This window comes from Stenotrophomonas sp. C9D9 (assembly GCF_056491205.1).
Genome location: NZ_JBSZIF010000004.1, coordinates 681146 through 696098, shown reverse-complemented (window position 1 = coordinate 696098; position 14953 = coordinate 681146). Strand labels below are relative to the sequence as shown.

Annotated in this window: 10 protein-coding genes and 1 riboswitch; of the genes, 5 read left to right on the top strand and 5 right to left on the bottom strand. The window is 67.5% G+C overall.

Going from position 1 to position 14953, the window contains the following annotated elements; all coding sequences use genetic code 11:
* Positions 1-112: 112 nt before the first annotated feature.
* From ACXI0D_RS08705 to ahcY, 3 genes are all read right to left on the bottom strand, one after another.
* Positions 113-598 (bottom strand): hypothetical protein, encoded by a 486-nt coding sequence (locus tag ACXI0D_RS08705; protein ID WP_479642487.1) that lies wholly within the window; start codon positions 596-598, stop codon positions 113-115.
* Positions 598-1071 (bottom strand): Cys-tRNA(Pro) deacylase, encoded by a 474-nt coding sequence (gene ybaK, locus ACXI0D_RS08700; protein WP_014645957.1) that lies wholly within the window; start codon positions 1069-1071, stop codon positions 598-600. The genes ACXI0D_RS08705 and ybaK overlap by 1 nt, the downstream gene beginning before the upstream one ends.
* A 279-nt stretch (positions 1072-1350) precedes the next feature.
* Positions 1351-2796 (bottom strand): adenosylhomocysteinase, encoded by a 1446-nt coding sequence (gene ahcY / locus ACXI0D_RS08695; protein WP_075675352.1) that lies wholly within the window; start codon positions 2794-2796, stop codon positions 1351-1353.
* Between the two features lie 36 nt (positions 2797-2832).
* Positions 2833-2916, bottom strand: a riboswitch (S-adenosyl-L-homocysteine riboswitch).
* A gap of 120 nt (positions 2917-3036) precedes the next feature.
* Here ahcY and ACXI0D_RS08690 point away from each other — a divergent pair.
* Both ACXI0D_RS08690 and ppc read left to right on the top strand, forming a co-directional pair.
* Entirely contained in the window at positions 3037-5553 is a 2517-nt protein-coding gene (locus ACXI0D_RS08690) for a S9 family peptidase (protein WP_479642486.1), read from the top strand.
* Positions 5554-5725: 172 nt separating this feature from the next.
* Entirely contained in the window at positions 5726-8437 is a 2712-nt protein-coding gene (ppc, locus tag ACXI0D_RS08685; protein ID WP_479642743.1) for a phosphoenolpyruvate carboxylase, read from the top strand.
* A gap of 67 nt (positions 8438-8504) precedes the next feature.
* On the opposite strand, the gene ACXI0D_RS08680 is transcribed toward ppc, so the two are convergent.
* On the bottom strand, positions 8505-9011 hold the full coding sequence (locus tag ACXI0D_RS08680; protein ID WP_014036006.1) for an acyl-CoA thioesterase: 507 nt from the start codon (positions 9009-9011) through the stop codon (positions 8505-8507).
* A 139-nt stretch (positions 9012-9150) separates the two neighbouring features.
* Complete coding sequence (metK, locus tag ACXI0D_RS08675) at positions 9151-10362, bottom strand: methionine adenosyltransferase (RefSeq protein WP_479642485.1); 1212 nt, start codon at positions 10360-10362, stop codon at positions 9151-9153.
* A 337-nt stretch (positions 10363-10699) separates the two neighbouring features.
* Between metK and olsF the strand changes: the two genes are divergently transcribed.
* The 3 genes from olsF (at position 10700) to ACXI0D_RS08660 (ending at position 14418) form a co-directional block, all read left to right on the top strand.
* The gene (gene olsF, locus ACXI0D_RS08670) at positions 10700-12415 is read left to right on the top strand and encodes a bifunctional ornithine lipid synthase OlsF (protein WP_049444388.1); all 1716 of its coding nucleotides are present in this window, start codon (positions 10700-10702) and stop codon (positions 12413-12415) included.
* Positions 12412-13212, top strand: a complete 801-nt coding sequence (locus ACXI0D_RS08665) for a UDP-2,3-diacylglucosamine diphosphatase (RefSeq protein WP_014036008.1) — start codon at positions 12412-12414, stop codon at positions 13210-13212. Before olsF ends, ACXI0D_RS08665 begins: the two co-directional genes overlap by 4 nt.
* A gap of 147 nt (positions 13213-13359) precedes the next feature.
* Positions 13360-14418, top strand: coding sequence for a metal-dependent hydrolase (locus tag ACXI0D_RS08660; RefSeq protein WP_049444392.1), 1059 nt, complete (start codon positions 13360-13362; stop codon positions 14416-14418).
* Positions 14419-14953: the final 535 nt, after the last annotated feature.

Here is a 14953-nt window from a genome sequence, read left to right as displayed (position 1 = left end):
ACGTGTGGCAATGCGGTTGATGAAGGTGCGGTTCCGCGTGGTCATGCCATCCACGCGTGGCGTGGATCTACCGGGCCGCAGTAGAGCCACGCCATGCGTGGCTGCAGTCGCGTCAGACGGCTATCCACTCCCACCACGGGTAGTGGTACTCGCGGTCGATGGCCCGCCAATGCTGGCCGCACTGTTCGCACGTAACGATGTGGCAATCCCCCCAGCCGTCTTCGGCTTCTTCCACCGAGCGCAGCTGCATCTGGCCCTGTTCAACCAGACGACGCGGATCGAAGAACGGGTAGCCGGGATTGAGCGCGCACAGGCACCCCTCGCGTGTGTGCCAGTAATGCAGCCGACGCAGGGCCGCCTTCAGATGCGCCTGGTTGCTGATCAGCATGCCGCCGAGCGCGACGCCCTGGCAGCGCTGTTCAATCAATTCCGCGTATGCGGCCAATGCATCCAGCGAGGGCGCGCTGAACAGCCGTGCGACCGTGCGTGCGGCATCGGTGATGCGCGTGCCGTCGCGCGACAACAGGTCCTGCAGCAGCACGTCGGCCTGTGCATCGTCGAGCCGGGGTATCGGCGCTGCTGACCACGGCCAGCGCATCAGCGTGACTTGCCGATGGCAGCGTAGTGGCCGGCGGTGAGCCGCAGCAGATCGGCCGGTGCCAGTTCCACTTCGAGGCCGCGGCGCCCGGCGCTGACATGCAGCGCGGGCAGCGCTTCGGCGCTGGCGTCCAGGAAGGTGCGCAGGCGCTTCTTCTGCCCCAGCGGGCTGATGCCACCGACCAGATACCCGGTCGCGCGCTGTGCGGCATCAGCAGCGGCCATCTCGCACTTCTTGCAGCCGGCGGCTTCGGCCAGCGCCTTCAGGTCGAGCTGACCGGCGACCGGCACGATTGCCACCAGCAGTTCATGTGCTTCAGTGCTGGCCAGCAGGGTCTTGAACACCTGGGCGGGGTCGAGGCCGAGCTTGTCGACGGCTTCGCCGCCATAGGATTCGGCGTGGGCGTCGTGCACGTAGCTGCGCACGGTGTGGGCGATCTTCTCGCGCTTGAGCAGGTTGATGGCCGGGGTCATGGGTGCATCCTAGCGCGGGGCAGGGGTGTTGCCTTGACCGAGGCTATTGCGGGTGGAGCATCCACGCATGGCGTGGATCTACCGGGGGTTGGCCGGGGATATCCACGCATGGCGTGGATCTACTGGGGCCGGACGATCAGTAGATCCACGCCATGCGTGGATACGTGGTGTACGGCCACACGCAAACGCAGAACGGGCGCCCGAAGGCGCCCGTTCTTTCTACTTCCGTTGCTGGGGTCAGAGCCCTTTCCTGCGGAAAGGGATCCGACCCCGGCACGATCAGTAGCGGTAGTGGTCCGGCTTGAACGGGCCTTCCACCGGCACGCCGATGTAGTCGGCCTGTTCCTGGCTCAGGGTGGTCAGCTTCACGCCGATCTTTTCCAGGTGCAGGCGGGCCACTTCTTCGTCCAGCTTCTTCGGCAGCAGGTAGACCTTCTTCTCGTAGCTGTCCTTGTTCGCCCACAGGTCGATCTGTGCCAGGGTCTGGTTGGCGAAGCTGTTGGACATCACGAAGCTCGGGTGGCCGGTGGCGCAGCCCAGGTTCACCAGGCGGCCTTCGGCCAGCAGGAAGATCGCGTTGCCGTTCGGGAAGATGTACTTGTCCACCTGCGGCTTGATGTTGACGTGCTTGACGCCGGCGAACGACACCAGCGCGTCGACCTGGATCTCGTTGTCGAAGTGGCCGATGTTGCAGACGATGGCCTGGTCCTTCATCGCGCTCAGGTGCTCGATGCGGATGATGTCCTTGTTGCCGGTGGTGGTGACGTACAGGTCGGCACGGCCCAGGGTCGATTCGATGGTGTTGACTTCATAGCCTTCCATCGCCGCCTGCAGGGCGCAGATCGGGTCGATCTCGGTGACGATGACGCGCGCGCCGTAGGCACGCAGCGATGCAGCGCAGCCCTTGCCGACGTCGCCGTAGCCGCAGACCACGGCCACCTTGCCGGCCAGCATCACGTCCATCGCGCGCTTCAGGCCGTCGGCCAGCGACTCGCGGCAGCCGTACAGGTTGTCGAACTTGCTCTTGGTGACCGAGTCGTTGACGTTGATCGCCGGGATCAGCAGGGTGCCGGCCTGGGCCAGCTGGTACAGGCGGTGCACGCCGGTGGTGGTCTCTTCCGAGACGCCCTTCCAGTCCTTGACCACGCGGCCCCAGTAACCCGGGCGCTCCTTGGCGACGCGCTTGAGCAGGTTCTTGATGACCTGTTCTTCGTGCGAGGACGAGGCGGTGTTGACCCAGTCGCTGCCGTTTTCCAGCTCGTAGCCCTTGTGGATCAGCAGGGTCACGTCACCGCCGTCGTCGACCACCAGCTCCGGGCCGGTCAGGGTGCCGTCGGCCAGGGTGAAGGTCAGCGCGTCCAGGGTGCAGTCCCAGTACTCTTCCAGGGTCTCGCCCTTCCAGGCGAACACCGGGGTGCCGGTGGCGGCGATGGCGGCAGCCGCGTGGTCCTGGGTCGAGAAGATGTTGCACGAGGCCCAGCGCACGTCAGCGCCGATGTCCTTCAGGGTCTCGATCAGCACCGCGGTCTGGATGGTCATGTGCAGCGAGCCGGTCACGCGCACGCCCTTCAGCGGCAGCTCGGCCTGGTACTTGCGGCGGATCGACATCAGGCCCGGCATTTCGTGCTCGGCGATGTCCAGTTCCTTGCGGCCCCAGTCGGCCAGCGTGATGTCGCGGATCTTGTAATCACCTTCGGTGGAGAAGGTCTTGGCAACAGCATTCATTCGTGTGCTCCGGTTGTGGGCGAGAGGGTGCTCGCATCTAGCCGGGCGCCGTTGTTACAAAGCCACCTCACCGAGCCTGGCCGGGCCTCATGGGATCCGGTCGCAGCGCCCCTCGGCAGGGGAGAACCCCCATTATATCGCGGCCCCGGCGTGACATCCGGATGACCCAACCATCGGCAGATGGGCGGGCGTGCACGGCCTGTTAAGGTCGGTGTTTTCACGCATCACACAGGTGGAACGATGAGCATGCACGCGCGCCGTACGCGGCGCTGGACCGGCCTGGTCCTGTCGATGGGACTGCTGGCCGTGGCCCCGCTGGCCTGGGCGGTGGCCCCGCAGCCTGCGGCGACGCAGGCCCAGGGTGTCAATGGCTACGAACTGCCGTCGGCGGCGCTGCAGGCGGTGGTCGATGCACCGCGCGCGCCGTCGCTGTACCTGTCGCCACGCCGCGACGTGGCCGCGTTGATGCAGATGCCGTCGCTGCCGTCGATCCAGGTGGTGGCGCAGCCGGAACTGAAGCTGGCCGGCCTGCGCATCAACCCGCGCACGTTCTCCGACAGCCGCTTCAGCTTCGGCGAGAAGCTGTGGCTGATGAACGTGGCTGATGGCAAGGAACGGCCGATCGGCGGCCTGCCGGCCAAGCTGTCGATCGCCAGTGTGATGTGGTCGCCGGACCAGAAGTGGCTGGCCTTCAACCAGGTCGACGCCGCCAGCGGCGCCAACGAACTGTGGCTGGTGGACGTGGCCGGCGGCAGTGCCCGCCGCCTCGTTGCCGGCCTGAACACGGTGATCGGCAGCGGCTACCAGTGGCTGCCGGACAGCCGCGGGCTGGTGGTGTTCACCCGCCCGGCCAACCTCGGTGCGGCCCCGGCCGCCGACGGCATCCCGACCGGCCCCGCCGTACAGCAGACCCGCCAGGGCGATGGCGTGGTGTCGATCCGTACCTACCAGGACCTGCTGAAGAACGAAGCCGACGCGCGCCAGTTCGACTACTACGCCACCACCCAGCCGGTGGAAGTCAGCCTGGATGGCACCACCCGGGCGATCGGCGCGGCCGGCATCTTCATGGGCTTCTCGGTGTCGCCGGATGGCCGCTTCGTGCTGCGCCAACCGGTGCAGCGTCCGTATTCCTACGTGGTGCCGGTGAGCAGCTTCCCGCGCCGCATCGAAGTGATCGACCTTGCCAGCGGCAAGCTGGTGCATACCGTGGCCGTACGTCCGCTGGTGGAAGGCCTGCCGACCGGCAACGATGCCGAAGTGACCGGCGTGCGTGACATCGGCTGGCGTGGTGATGCCGAAGCGACCCTGGTCTGGGCCGAAGCGCAGGATGGAGGCGACCCGAACAAGGACGCCAAGGTGCGCGATGCGGTGCTGATGCAGGCCGCGCCGTTCGACACGCCGCCGGTGACGCTGGCCCAGCTTGGCAGCCGCCTGGCCGGCATCAGCTGGGGCCGCGGTGACCTGGCCCTGCTGACCGAATCGTGGTGGAAGACCCGCAAGACCAAGACCTGGCTGATCGCCCCGGACAATGCCAGCGCCGAACCGCGCCTGCTGTGGGACCGCGATGCGCAAGACCGCTATGCCGATCCGGGCCGGCCGCTGCTGGCCAGTAATGAGCGGGGCCGTTCGCTGCTGCAGACCAGCCCCGATGGCAGCAGCCTGTACCTGGCCGGTGCCGGCGCTTCGCCGGAAGGCGACCGTCCGTTCGTGGACCGCTTCGACATCGCCACGGGCAAGGCAACGCGCCTGTTCCACTCGCAGGCGCCGAGCTATTCGCTGCCGGTGGCATTGCTGGACAACCAGGGCAGTTCGCTGCTGCTGAGCCGCGAGAGCCCGGACGAGCCGGCCAACTTCTACGTGCAGTCGCTGGCCGATGCCGGTGCTGCGCCGCGTGCGCTGACCCACTTCGCGCATCCGCTGCCGCAGCTGAAGGGCGTGCAGAAGGAGCAGATCCGCTACAAGCGCAAGGACGGCGTCGACCTGACCGCAACCCTGCTGCTGCCGCCGGGCTACGACCCGAAGCGCGACGGCCCGCGCCCCCTGCTGATGTGGGCCTATCCGGGTGAGTTCAAGAGCGCGGCCGCGGCCAGCCAGGTGACCGATTCGCCGTACCGCTTCAATGCGGTCAGCTACTGGGGCCCGCAGGCGTTCCTGGCCAAGGGGTATGTGGTGCTGGCCAGCCCGTCGATGCCGATCATCGGCGAGGGTGACAAGGAGCCGAACGACACCTACATCGAACAGCTGGTGGCCAACGCGCAGGCCGCCGTGGATGAAGTGGTGCGCCGTGGCGTGACCGACCGCGATCACATCGCCATTGGTGGCCATTCCTACGGTGCGTTCATGACCGCCAACCTGCTGGCGCATACGCGCCTGTTCAAGGCGGGCATCGCGCGCAGCGGCGCCTACAACCGCACGCTCACCCCGTTCGGCTTCCAGGCCGAGGAGCGCAACTACTGGCAGGCGCAGGACGTCTACCAGAAGATGGCGCCGTTCAACTACGCCGACAGGATCAAGGATCCGATCCTGTTCATCCACGGCGTGGACGACAACAACTCCGGCACGTTCCCGATCCAGAGCGAGCGCATGTTCGCGGCGGTGAAGGGCCTGGGCGGCACCGCGCGTCTGGTGATGCTGCCGAATGAGTCGCATGCCTACCGCGCACGCGAATCGATCATGACCATGCTGGCCGAAAGCGAGCGCTGGCTGGAGCAGACCATCGGCCCGGCTGGGCAGGGCAAGGCGAAGAAGAAGCGCTGACCGGACCCGGTAGTGCCGGCCGCTGGCCGGCAACCTCATGGAGCCACACAACCTGAGGTTGCCGGCCAGCGGCCGGCACTACCAGATGAAACCATTTTTGCATCGCAGCACGACGCCCGTTCTGGTTTAGGCTTGGGGTCTGGATCCGTTGACCGAGGCCTGTGCGTCGCCGATGAACGAGTACCGCAGCAGCATCGAGTTTGCTTCCCCCGATCTTCCGCTTCGCGATGACGTGCGCCGGCTCGGCGCACTGGTCGGTGACCTGCTGGTCGAGCAGGTATCGGCAGCCTTCCTCGACGATGTCGAAGACGTGCGCACCCGCGCCATCGCCCGGCGCGAGAACCAGGCGCCACTGTCGGAGCTGGCCGAAGGCCTGGCCGGGCGCACGCCGCAGCAGGCCGAGACCATGGTGCGGGCCTTCAGCACCTACTTCCAGGTGGTCAACATCGCCGAGCGCGTGCATCGCATCCGCCGTCGCCGTGACTACCAGCGTGCCGGTACCGCCGGGGCGCAGCCCGACGGCCTGCAGGATGCGCTGCAGCACCTGAAGGCGCAGGGCGTGGGCCTGGACGAGCTGGCGCAGTGGCTGCCCCGCATCGATATCGAACCGGTGTTCACCGCGCACCCGACCGAAGCCGTGCGCCGCGCGCTGCTGGAGAAAGAGCAGCTGATGGTGGCCAGCCTGGTCGACAACCTCGACGGCCGGCGCACGCCGGGGGAAGCGGCCGCCGATGCCGCGCGCTTCCGCATGGCGCTGACCGCTTCGTGGCAGACCACCGATTCCTCGCCGGTGCGGCCCACCGTGGATGACGAGCGCGAGCACGTCGGTTTCTATCTGGTGCAGGTGCTGTACCGGGTGATCCCGGTGCTGTACGAATCGCTGCAGCAGGCGCTGCGCGATACCTACGGCGAGGAACTGCCGCTGCCACGCCTGCTGCGATTCGGCACCTGGGTGGGCGGTGACATGGACGGCAATCCGAACGTGGATGCCCACACCATCCGCAATACGCTGGATGCGCAGCGGCAGGCGGTACTCGGGCGCTACCAGAAGGAACTGCTGCAGCTGGCCAGCCTGCTCAGCCAGTCCACCGAGCGGGTGGGCGTGAGCGAGGTGCTGCAGGCGCGCGTGGCGCACTACCAGCAGCTGCTGCCGCAGGTGCAGTCGCGTCCGCGCCACGCCGACATGCCGTACCGCCTGCTCAACGACCGCATGCGCGCACGCCTGCAGGCCACGTTGGATGACGGCGAAGGCGCCTACGCCGGTCCTGACGAACTGATCGACGACCTGCAGCTGATCCTCGACAGCCTGCGCGCGAACCGCGGCGAACATGCCGGTGGCTTCGCCGTGCAGCGCCTGCTATGGCGGGTGAAGACCTTCGGCTACCACCTGGCGCGGTTGGACGTGCGCCAGGAATCGAGCGTGCACGCGCGCGCGCTGGCCACCGTGCTGGGCGGCGACGCAGCGTGGGACGGTCTGGATGCATTGGGTCGCGCGCGGCTGCTGGCGCCGCATGCCAGTGGTGACGCGCCGTTGCCGAAGGGCGACGACGAAGGCAACCGGCGACTGGATGCCGTGTTCGCCGCACTGGCCGATGCCCGTGCGCGCCATGGTGGCGATGCGCTGGGCAGCTACATCATTTCGATGGCGCATGACCGCAGCGATGTGCTGGCGGTACTGGCGCTGGCACGCCGTGGCGGCCTGGTGGAAGAGGGCGGTTCGGTGCCGCTGGATATTGCGCCATTGTTCGAAACCGTGGACGACCTCAAGCGCGGCACCGCGACCCTGCGCGACCTGCTGGCCGATCCGATCTATCGCGCACACCTGCACGCACGTGATGACGTGCAGATGGTGATGCTGGGCTATTCGGACAGCAGCAAGGACGGCGGCATCGCCGCTTCGCGGTGGGGCCTGCAGCGAGCGCAGGTGGAACTGCTGGAGGTGGCGGCCGAGGCCGGCATCCGCCTGACCTTCTTCCATGGCCGTGGTGGTTCGATCAGCCGCGGTGGCGGCAAGACCACGCACGCGGTGGATGCCTCGCCGCGCGGCAGCATCGATGGCCGCCTGCGGGTGACCGAGCAGGGCGAGGTGATCCATCGCAAATACGGCATCCGTGCACTGGCGCTGCGCTCGCTGGAACAGGCCACCGGTGCGGTGCTGCGCGCCAGCCTGCGGCCGCGCGCCGCCGAACCCCGCGAAGATGAGTGGCGCCCGGTGATGGACGCGGTGGCGTCTGCCAGCAGCGAGGTGTATCGCGCGTTCGTTGGCCAGGCCGGCTTCATGGACTACTTCCGCACCGCCACGCCGATCGACGTGATCGAGCGGATGACGCTGGGCTCGCGGCCATCGCGCCGGCTCGGCCAGGACGCTGCACTGGGCAACCTGCGTGCGATTCCGTGGGTGTTCGCCTGGAGCCAGGCACGCGCCGTGATTCCCGGCTGGTATGGCGTGGGCAGTGGCCTGCAAGCTGCGGTTGATGCCGGCCACGAACAGACCCTGCGCGACATGGCGCGAGACTGGCCGTTTTTCCGTACGTTCCTGGACGACATCGCGATGGTGTTGTCCAAGGGCGATATCACCATTGCCGAGCAGTTCTCGCTGTTGTCGGGCGACCTGCACGAGCGTTTCTTCCCGCAGGTGCAACGCGAACTGGAACTGACCCGGCACTGGCTGCTGGCGCTGATGGACCAAAAGACGCTGCTCGACCACGATGCGCGGCTGGCGCTGTCGATCCGCCTGCGCAATCCCTACGTCGATCCGATCAGCGTGCTGCAGGTGGACCTGTTGCAGCGATGGCGGGCCAGCGGGCGCGAGGATGACGAGTTGCTGCGCGCGCTGGTGGCCTGCGTGAACGGTGTTTCGCAGGGCGTGCAGAACACGGGTTGATCCGCATCCGCCGGGCATGGCCCGGCGCTATCTGCCTCGGTGGGTGCGGGGCTTGCCCCGCACGCCCTCATTCTTCCGGCGACGGCGGGTTCGACGCCAGCAGTTCCAGATGGCGCTGCTCCATTTCCTGGCGCAGCTGGCGGCGGATCAGTGCGGCTGCCTGGCGGCGCTTCTCGTCCGACGTGACCGGCTGCAGGGGCGGCACCGGCGTTGGCCGGCCTTCCTCATCCACGGCCACCATGGTGAAGAAGCAGCTGTTGGCGTGGCGCACGCTGCGCTTGAGGATGTCCTCGGCCACCACCTTGATGCCGATCTCCATCGACGAGGTGCCGGTATGGTTCACCGAGGCGAGGAAGGTGACCAGCTCGCCCACCGCGATCGGCTGGCGGAACATCACCTGGTCCACCGACAGGGTGACCACGTAGCTGCCGGCGTAACGGCTGGCACAGGCGTAGGCGACCTGGTCGAGCAGGCGCAGGATGGCGCCGCCGTGGACCTTGCCGGAGAAATTGGCCATCTCCGGCGACATCAGCACGGTCATGGACAGCTGGTGGGTTTTCAGTTCGGTCGACATGCGGCGATTGTATCGGCAACCGGTAGTGCCGGCCGCTGGCCGGCAACCACGCGATTGTTTCCGGAGGCCATGAAAAAGCCGGCCAGCGGCCGGCTCTACCAGAAAAGAGAAGGGCCGCTTGCGCGGCCCTTCGTGTTTCTTACTTCAGCTTCGCATCGGCGCGCAGGGGGGCGGCGCGGTCGGTCTTCTCCCAGGAGAAGGCCGTGGCGTTGACGGTCTCGCCTTCGCCGTTGAGGTAGCTGAACTCCTTCGGCTTGCGGCCGAAGTGGCCATAGGCCGCGGTCTGCTGGTACATCGGGTGCACCAGGTCCAGCATCTTGATGATGCCGTACGGGCGCAGGTCGAAGTGCTTGCGGATCAGCTTCTCGATCTTGTCGTCGCTGATCTTGCCGGTGCCGAAGGTGGTGACCGAGATCGAGGTCGGCTCAGCCACGCCGATGGCGTAGGAGACCTGCACTTCGCAACGGTCGGCCAGGCCGGCGGCAACCACGTTCTTGGCGACGTAGCGGGCCGCGTAGGCTGCCGAACGGTCGACCTTGGACGGGTCCTTGCCGGAGAAGGCGCCACCACCGTGACGGGCCCAGCCGCCGTAGGTGTCGACGATGATCTTGCGGCCGGTCAGGCCGCAGTCGCCCACCGGGCCGCCGATCTCGAACTTGCCGGTCGGGTTGATGTGGAACTTGGTGCCCTTGTGCAGCCACTTGGCCGGCAGCACCGGCTTGATGATCTCTTCGCGGACGGCCTCGATGAGGTCCTTCTGCTTGATGCCCGGGGCGTGCTGGGTCGACAGGACCACGGCGTCGATGGCCGAGACCACGCCGTTTTCATAGCGCAGGGTGACCTGGCTCTTGGCGTCCGGACGCAGCCACGACAGCGGCGAGTTCTTCTTCTTGCGGATCTTGGCCTGCTGCTCGACCAGGCGGTGCGACAGGTGGATCGCGGCCGGCATGTAGCTGTCGGTCTCGTTGGTGGCATAGCCGAACATCAGGCCCTGGTCGCCAGCGCCCATTTCTTCCGGCTTCTTGCGATCCACGCCCTGGGCGATGTGCGGCGACTGCTTGCCGATCAGGTTCAACACGCCGCAGGTGGCGCCGTCGAAGCCGACGTCGGAGCTGTCGTAGCCGATGTCCGTGATGACCTTGCGGGTCAGCGCTTCCAGGTCGATCCAGGCGCTGGTGGTGATTTCACCGGCCACAATGGCAACACCGGTCTTGACCATGGTCTCGCAGGCCACGCGGGCGCGCTGGTCCTGGGTCAGGATCGCGTCCAGCACCGCATCGGAGATCTGGTCGGCAACCTTGTCCGGATGGCCTTCGGAGACCGACTCGGAGGTGAAGAGATAGCTGGACATCAGGCGTAATATCCCTTGATTCGGATGGAAAGATGGGCGCGAATGATACACGGGGTGCGCCGCCTGTGCATTGTGAACCTGTACCGGTTGCCGGTGGTTAAGCCCGCGTAGGCCCGGCAGGGGCCGTCCGGCCGGGATTGGGGCCCAGCCTCGAGGCCCAGTGTTCCACCAGCGTGACAACGCACCGGGCTGCTACCGGCCCCGACTGCGCGGGCCGGTAGCAGCCCGGCAGCGGCTGTTCGGCCGTCATCGTTCTGCCCCAAAACCGCCATCTGGCTGCCGCCTGGCGGGCGCAGGCTGTCGGCCAATCCGGCCGCCGGGCATGAGTGGATCTGCCATGCAGGAACTTGAACAGCGTCTCCAGCAACGCTTCCCCGATTGGTTCCATGGCCGTCGTGGCCAACTGGCGCGGCCGCTGCTGCGCAGCGTCGGTCGCTGGTCGCGGCTGGACCAGATCGAAGCCTTCCTGCAGCGCAGCTCAGGCCTGCGTGGCTTCGGTTTCGTCGCCGCCGGCCTGGAGTTCATCGACGGCCAGTACCAGGTGGACCCGGCCGCGCTGGCGAAGATCCCGGCCACCGGCCGCCTGCTGATCGTCGCCAACCACCCCTCCGGTGCCCTGGACGCGCTGGCCTTGCTGGACGCGGTCGGCCGCATCCGCCGCGACGTACGCATCGTGGCCAACGACCTGCTGGGGGCGATCGCGCCACTGCAGGACCTGCTGCTGCCGGTGCGCATCCTCGGTGGCAAGGCCCAGCGCGGCAGCCTGCATGCCGTCGAGGAGGCGTTGGCCGCCGAGCAGTGCGTGATCGTGTTCCCGGCCGGCGAGGTCTCGCGGCTGTCGCTGCGCGGCATCCGCGACGGCCGCTGGCAGCGCGGTTTCGTCCGCTTTGCCCGCGCGGCCGGTGCACCGGTGCTGCCGGTGCGGGTGGAGGCGCGCAACTCGGCACTGTTCTACGGCGCCTCGACCCTGTTCAAGCCGGCGGGCACCGCGCTGCTGGCGCGCGAGATGTTCACCCGTCGTGGCCGTCCGCTGCGGCTGAGCATCGGCGAGCCGATGCAGCTGGGCAAGGGCGGTGATCCGGGCGCCCAACTGCTGGCGGTACGCCGCGCGCTCTATGCGCTGGGCCGTAATGGGGCGGCGGGCGATGCCGCTGCTGTTGCGGGCCCCGAGCCGCTGGCGTCCCCGGTGCCACCTTCGCAGGTCGCCGCCGGCATCGCTGCCGCCACCCAGCTGGGCCAGACCGCCGACGGCAAGCAGATCCTGCTGGCGACCTGTACCGCCGATTCACCGCTGCTGCTGGAACTGGGCCGCCTGCGCGAGCTGACCTTCCGGCAGGTGGGCGAGGGCACCGGGCGCAGCCGTGACCTGGACGATTACGATCCGCAGTACGAGCACATCGTGATCTGGGACGCCGCCGCGCAGCGCATCGCCGGTGCCTACCGCATCATGCGCGGTGCGCAGGCCCTGGCCCGGCACGGCCTGTCCGGGCTCTACAGCGCGTCGCTGTTCCGCTATTCCGACGATGCCATCACCCACATTGCCGAAGGCCTGGAACTGGGTCGCAGCTTCGTGGTACCCGACTACTGGGGCAGCCGCAGCCTGGACTACCTGTGGCAGGGCATTGGTGCCTACCTGCAGTGCCGGCCGGGCATCCGCTACCTGTTCGGCGCAGTGTCGATCAGCGCGGCGCTGCCGCGTGATGCACGCGAGCAGCTGGTGGCGTACTACCAGCGCTACTTCAGCGGTACCGCGGGACTGGCCGAATCGAACCGCCCCTTCCAGTATTTCGCCGCACCGCCAAGTTTCGGCGAGCTGGATGCAGGTGCCGCGTTCGATGTGCTCAAGGCCAACCTGGCTGCACTGGGTACCGGCGTGCCGACGCTGTACCGCCAGTACACCGATCTGTGCGAACCCGGCGGCGCGCGTTTCCTCGCCTTCGGCGTCGACCCTGACTTCAGTGATTCGATCGACGGCCTGATCGAAGTGGACCTGTGCGCGATACGGCCAAACAAGCGCAAACGCTACCTGCGCGACGCGGGGACGCCGGCATGAGCACGCTGGCGAACCTGTCGCCACACCGGCGCGCAGTGTTCGTCTCCGACGTGCACCTGGGCTCACGTCATTGCCATGCCACCGAGCTGGCGCGGTTCCTCTCGCAGCTGCGCTGCGAACGGTTGTACCTGGTCGGCGACATCATCGACCTGTGGTGGATGGCGCATCGCCGCGCCAACTGGCGGCAGTCGCACAGCGAAGTCATCCAGGCCCTGCACGCGCTGCGCCGTGCAGGGACCGAGATCATCTACATTCCCGGCAATCACGACGCATCGTTGCGCCACGTATGTGGGCTGATGCTGCCTGCCATGCAGGTGCGCCGCCGCGCCATCCACGTGACCGCCGATGGCCGTCGGCTGCTGGTCGCGCACGGCGACGACTACGACGGCGTGACCCACTTCGGCGGCCTGCAGGAAAAGTTCGGCGACTGGCTGTACTACCGCATCCTGACCGGCAACCAGGCGCTGAACGCCGTGCGGCGCCGGCTGGGCATGCGCTACTGGTCGCTGTCGGAGTTCCTGAAGAAGCGCAGCGGCGCCGCCGAACGCTACATCGAGCGTTTCGTGCAGGCCGGGCTGGATGACGTGCGTCGGCGCGGCCTGGACGGCATCGTCTGCGGCCACATCCACCGCGCGGCGCTGGTCGAACGCGATGGTCTGGTCTACGCCAACGATGGCGACTGGGTGGAGAGCCTGACCGCACTGGCCGAAGACCATGATGGTGCGCTGCGCCTGCTTGATCACAACGGCCAGACCCTGGTGGAACTACCGGGCGCGCGGATCAAGCAAGCGGCCTGACCTACTCTTGTAGCGTCGAGCCATGCTCGACTGCTCTTCTCAGACTGCCGCAGTCGAGCATGGCTCGACGCTACAAAAAACGCGAGCGGCGCTCTTCAGCAGGTGTGCCATCGAGACGGCGTGCCCGCAAGCCGCTAGCATCGGCCAATGGATTCCCTGACCCAGATCGTGCTCGGTGGCGCCGTCGCCGCTGCCATCGCCCCGCCCGGCCATCGCCGTGCGGCCCTGCTGGCCGGTGCCGCGCTTGGCACCCTGCCGGACCTCGACGCCCTGTGGCTCGGCTTCACCGCCGCCGACCCGGTGGCGAACATGATCGAGCACCGCAGTTTCAGTCACTCGTTGCTGGTGCTGCCCTGGGTGGCTGCACTGATCTGGTGGTTGTTCAAGCGCTTCGGCAATGGCCGCGTCGCGCAGTCACCGGTGCGCTGGTTCTGGGCGATCCAGTTGGCACTGGTCACCCATCCCGTGCTGGATGCGTTCACTGTGTATGGCACGCAGTTGTGGTGGCCGCTGCGCCCACACCCGACCATGGGTTCCAGTGTCTTCATCATCGACCCGGGTTACACGGTGTGGCTGTTGCTGGGCTGCGTGCTGGCCTGGTTCGGTCGCGCCCGGCCCTGGGCGGGTAAGGTGCTGGGCATGGCCCTGCTGCTCAGCAGTGGCTATCTGGGTTGGGGGCTGATCGCCAAGGCGCAGGTCGACCGTGCCGCGCAGCAGGGCCTGGCCGCGATGGGCCTGGGTGATGCGCCGCGCTTCTCGGTGCCGATGCCGTTCAACACCCTGCTGTGGCGGGTGGTGGCGATGACGCCCAGCGGCTACGTGGTGGGCGACCGCTCGCTGGTGGCCGACCACGGGCCGATGCGGTTCGAAGGCCATGCGTCCAACGTGCAGGCCTTGCGCGAAGCGACGGCCATCCCGGCGGTGCAGCAGCTGCAGTGGTTCAACCGCGGCTTCATGCGTGCGCAGGTGGTTGACGGCCGGTTGGTGCTGAGTGACCTGCGCATGGGCCTGGAACCGGACTACACCTTCAATTTCGTCGTGGCCGAACAGGCTGATGGGCAGTGGCGGGCGATCACGCCCGAGCAGGTGCGGGTGGATTACAGCAGTCCTGCCGCCCGTGCTGACGCCGGTCGCCGGTTGGCCGCGATGTGGCAGCGGATCTGGCAGGAGCCGGCAGCCTCCGCGACGGGTGCCGCGCACCCGTAGATCCACGCCATGCGTGGATGGCGTAGGCATCGGCGAAGGCAGCCACGCATGGCGTGGCTCTACTGCCTCCAACGGTAGCGCAGTGTCGCACCCGTAGATCCACGCCATGCGTGGATGGCGTGGGCATCGGCGAAGGCAGCCACGCATGGCGTGGCTCTACTGCCTCCAACGGTAGCGCAGTGTCGCACCCGTAGATCCACGCCATGCGTGGATGGCGGGGACATCGGCGAAGGCAGCCACGCATGGCGTGGCGCTACTGCCTCCATCGGCAGTGCAGTGTCGCACCCGTAGATCCACGCCATGCGGGGATGGCGTAGGCATCGGCGAAGGCAGCCACGCATGGCGTGGCGCTACTGCCTCCATCGGCAGCGCAGTGTCGCACCCGTAGATCCACGCCATGCGTGGATGGCGTGGGCATCGGCGAAGGCAGCCACGCATGGCGTGGCTCTACTGCCTCCATCGGCAGCGCAGTGTCGCACCCGTAGATCCACGCCATGCAGGGATGGCGGGGACATTGGCGAAAGCAGCCACGAAT

What these genes read in the sequence shown, in the direction of transcription:
- ACXI0D_RS08705 (WP_479642487.1), bottom strand. Translation starts at nt 598, where the DNA reads ATGCGCTGGCCGTGGTCAGCAGCGCCGATACCCCGGCTCGACGATGCA.
- ybaK (WP_014645957.1), bottom strand. Translation starts at nt 1,071, where the DNA reads ATGACCCCGGCCATCAACCTGCTCAAGCGCGAGAAGATCGCCCACACC.
- ahcY (WP_075675352.1), bottom strand. Translation starts at nt 2,796, where the DNA reads ATGAATGCTGTTGCCAAGACCTTCTCCACCGAAGGTGATTACAAGATC.
- ACXI0D_RS08690 (WP_479642486.1), top strand. Translation starts at nt 3,037, where the DNA reads ATGAGCATGCACGCGCGCCGTACGCGGCGCTGGACCGGCCTGGTCCTG.
- ppc (WP_479642743.1), top strand. Translation starts at nt 5,726, where the DNA reads ATGAACGAGTACCGCAGCAGCATCGAGTTTGCTTCCCCCGATCTTCCG.
- ACXI0D_RS08680 (WP_014036006.1), bottom strand. Translation starts at nt 9,011, where the DNA reads ATGTCGACCGAACTGAAAACCCACCAGCTGTCCATGACCGTGCTGATG.
- metK (WP_479642485.1), bottom strand. Translation starts at nt 10,362, where the DNA reads ATGTCCAGCTATCTCTTCACCTCCGAGTCGGTCTCCGAAGGCCATCCG.
- olsF (WP_049444388.1), top strand. Translation starts at nt 10,700, where the DNA reads ATGCAGGAACTTGAACAGCGTCTCCAGCAACGCTTCCCCGATTGGTTC.
- ACXI0D_RS08665 (WP_014036008.1), top strand. Translation starts at nt 12,412, where the DNA reads ATGAGCACGCTGGCGAACCTGTCGCCACACCGGCGCGCAGTGTTCGTC.
- ACXI0D_RS08660 (WP_049444392.1), top strand. Translation starts at nt 13,360, where the DNA reads ATGGATTCCCTGACCCAGATCGTGCTCGGTGGCGCCGTCGCCGCTGCC.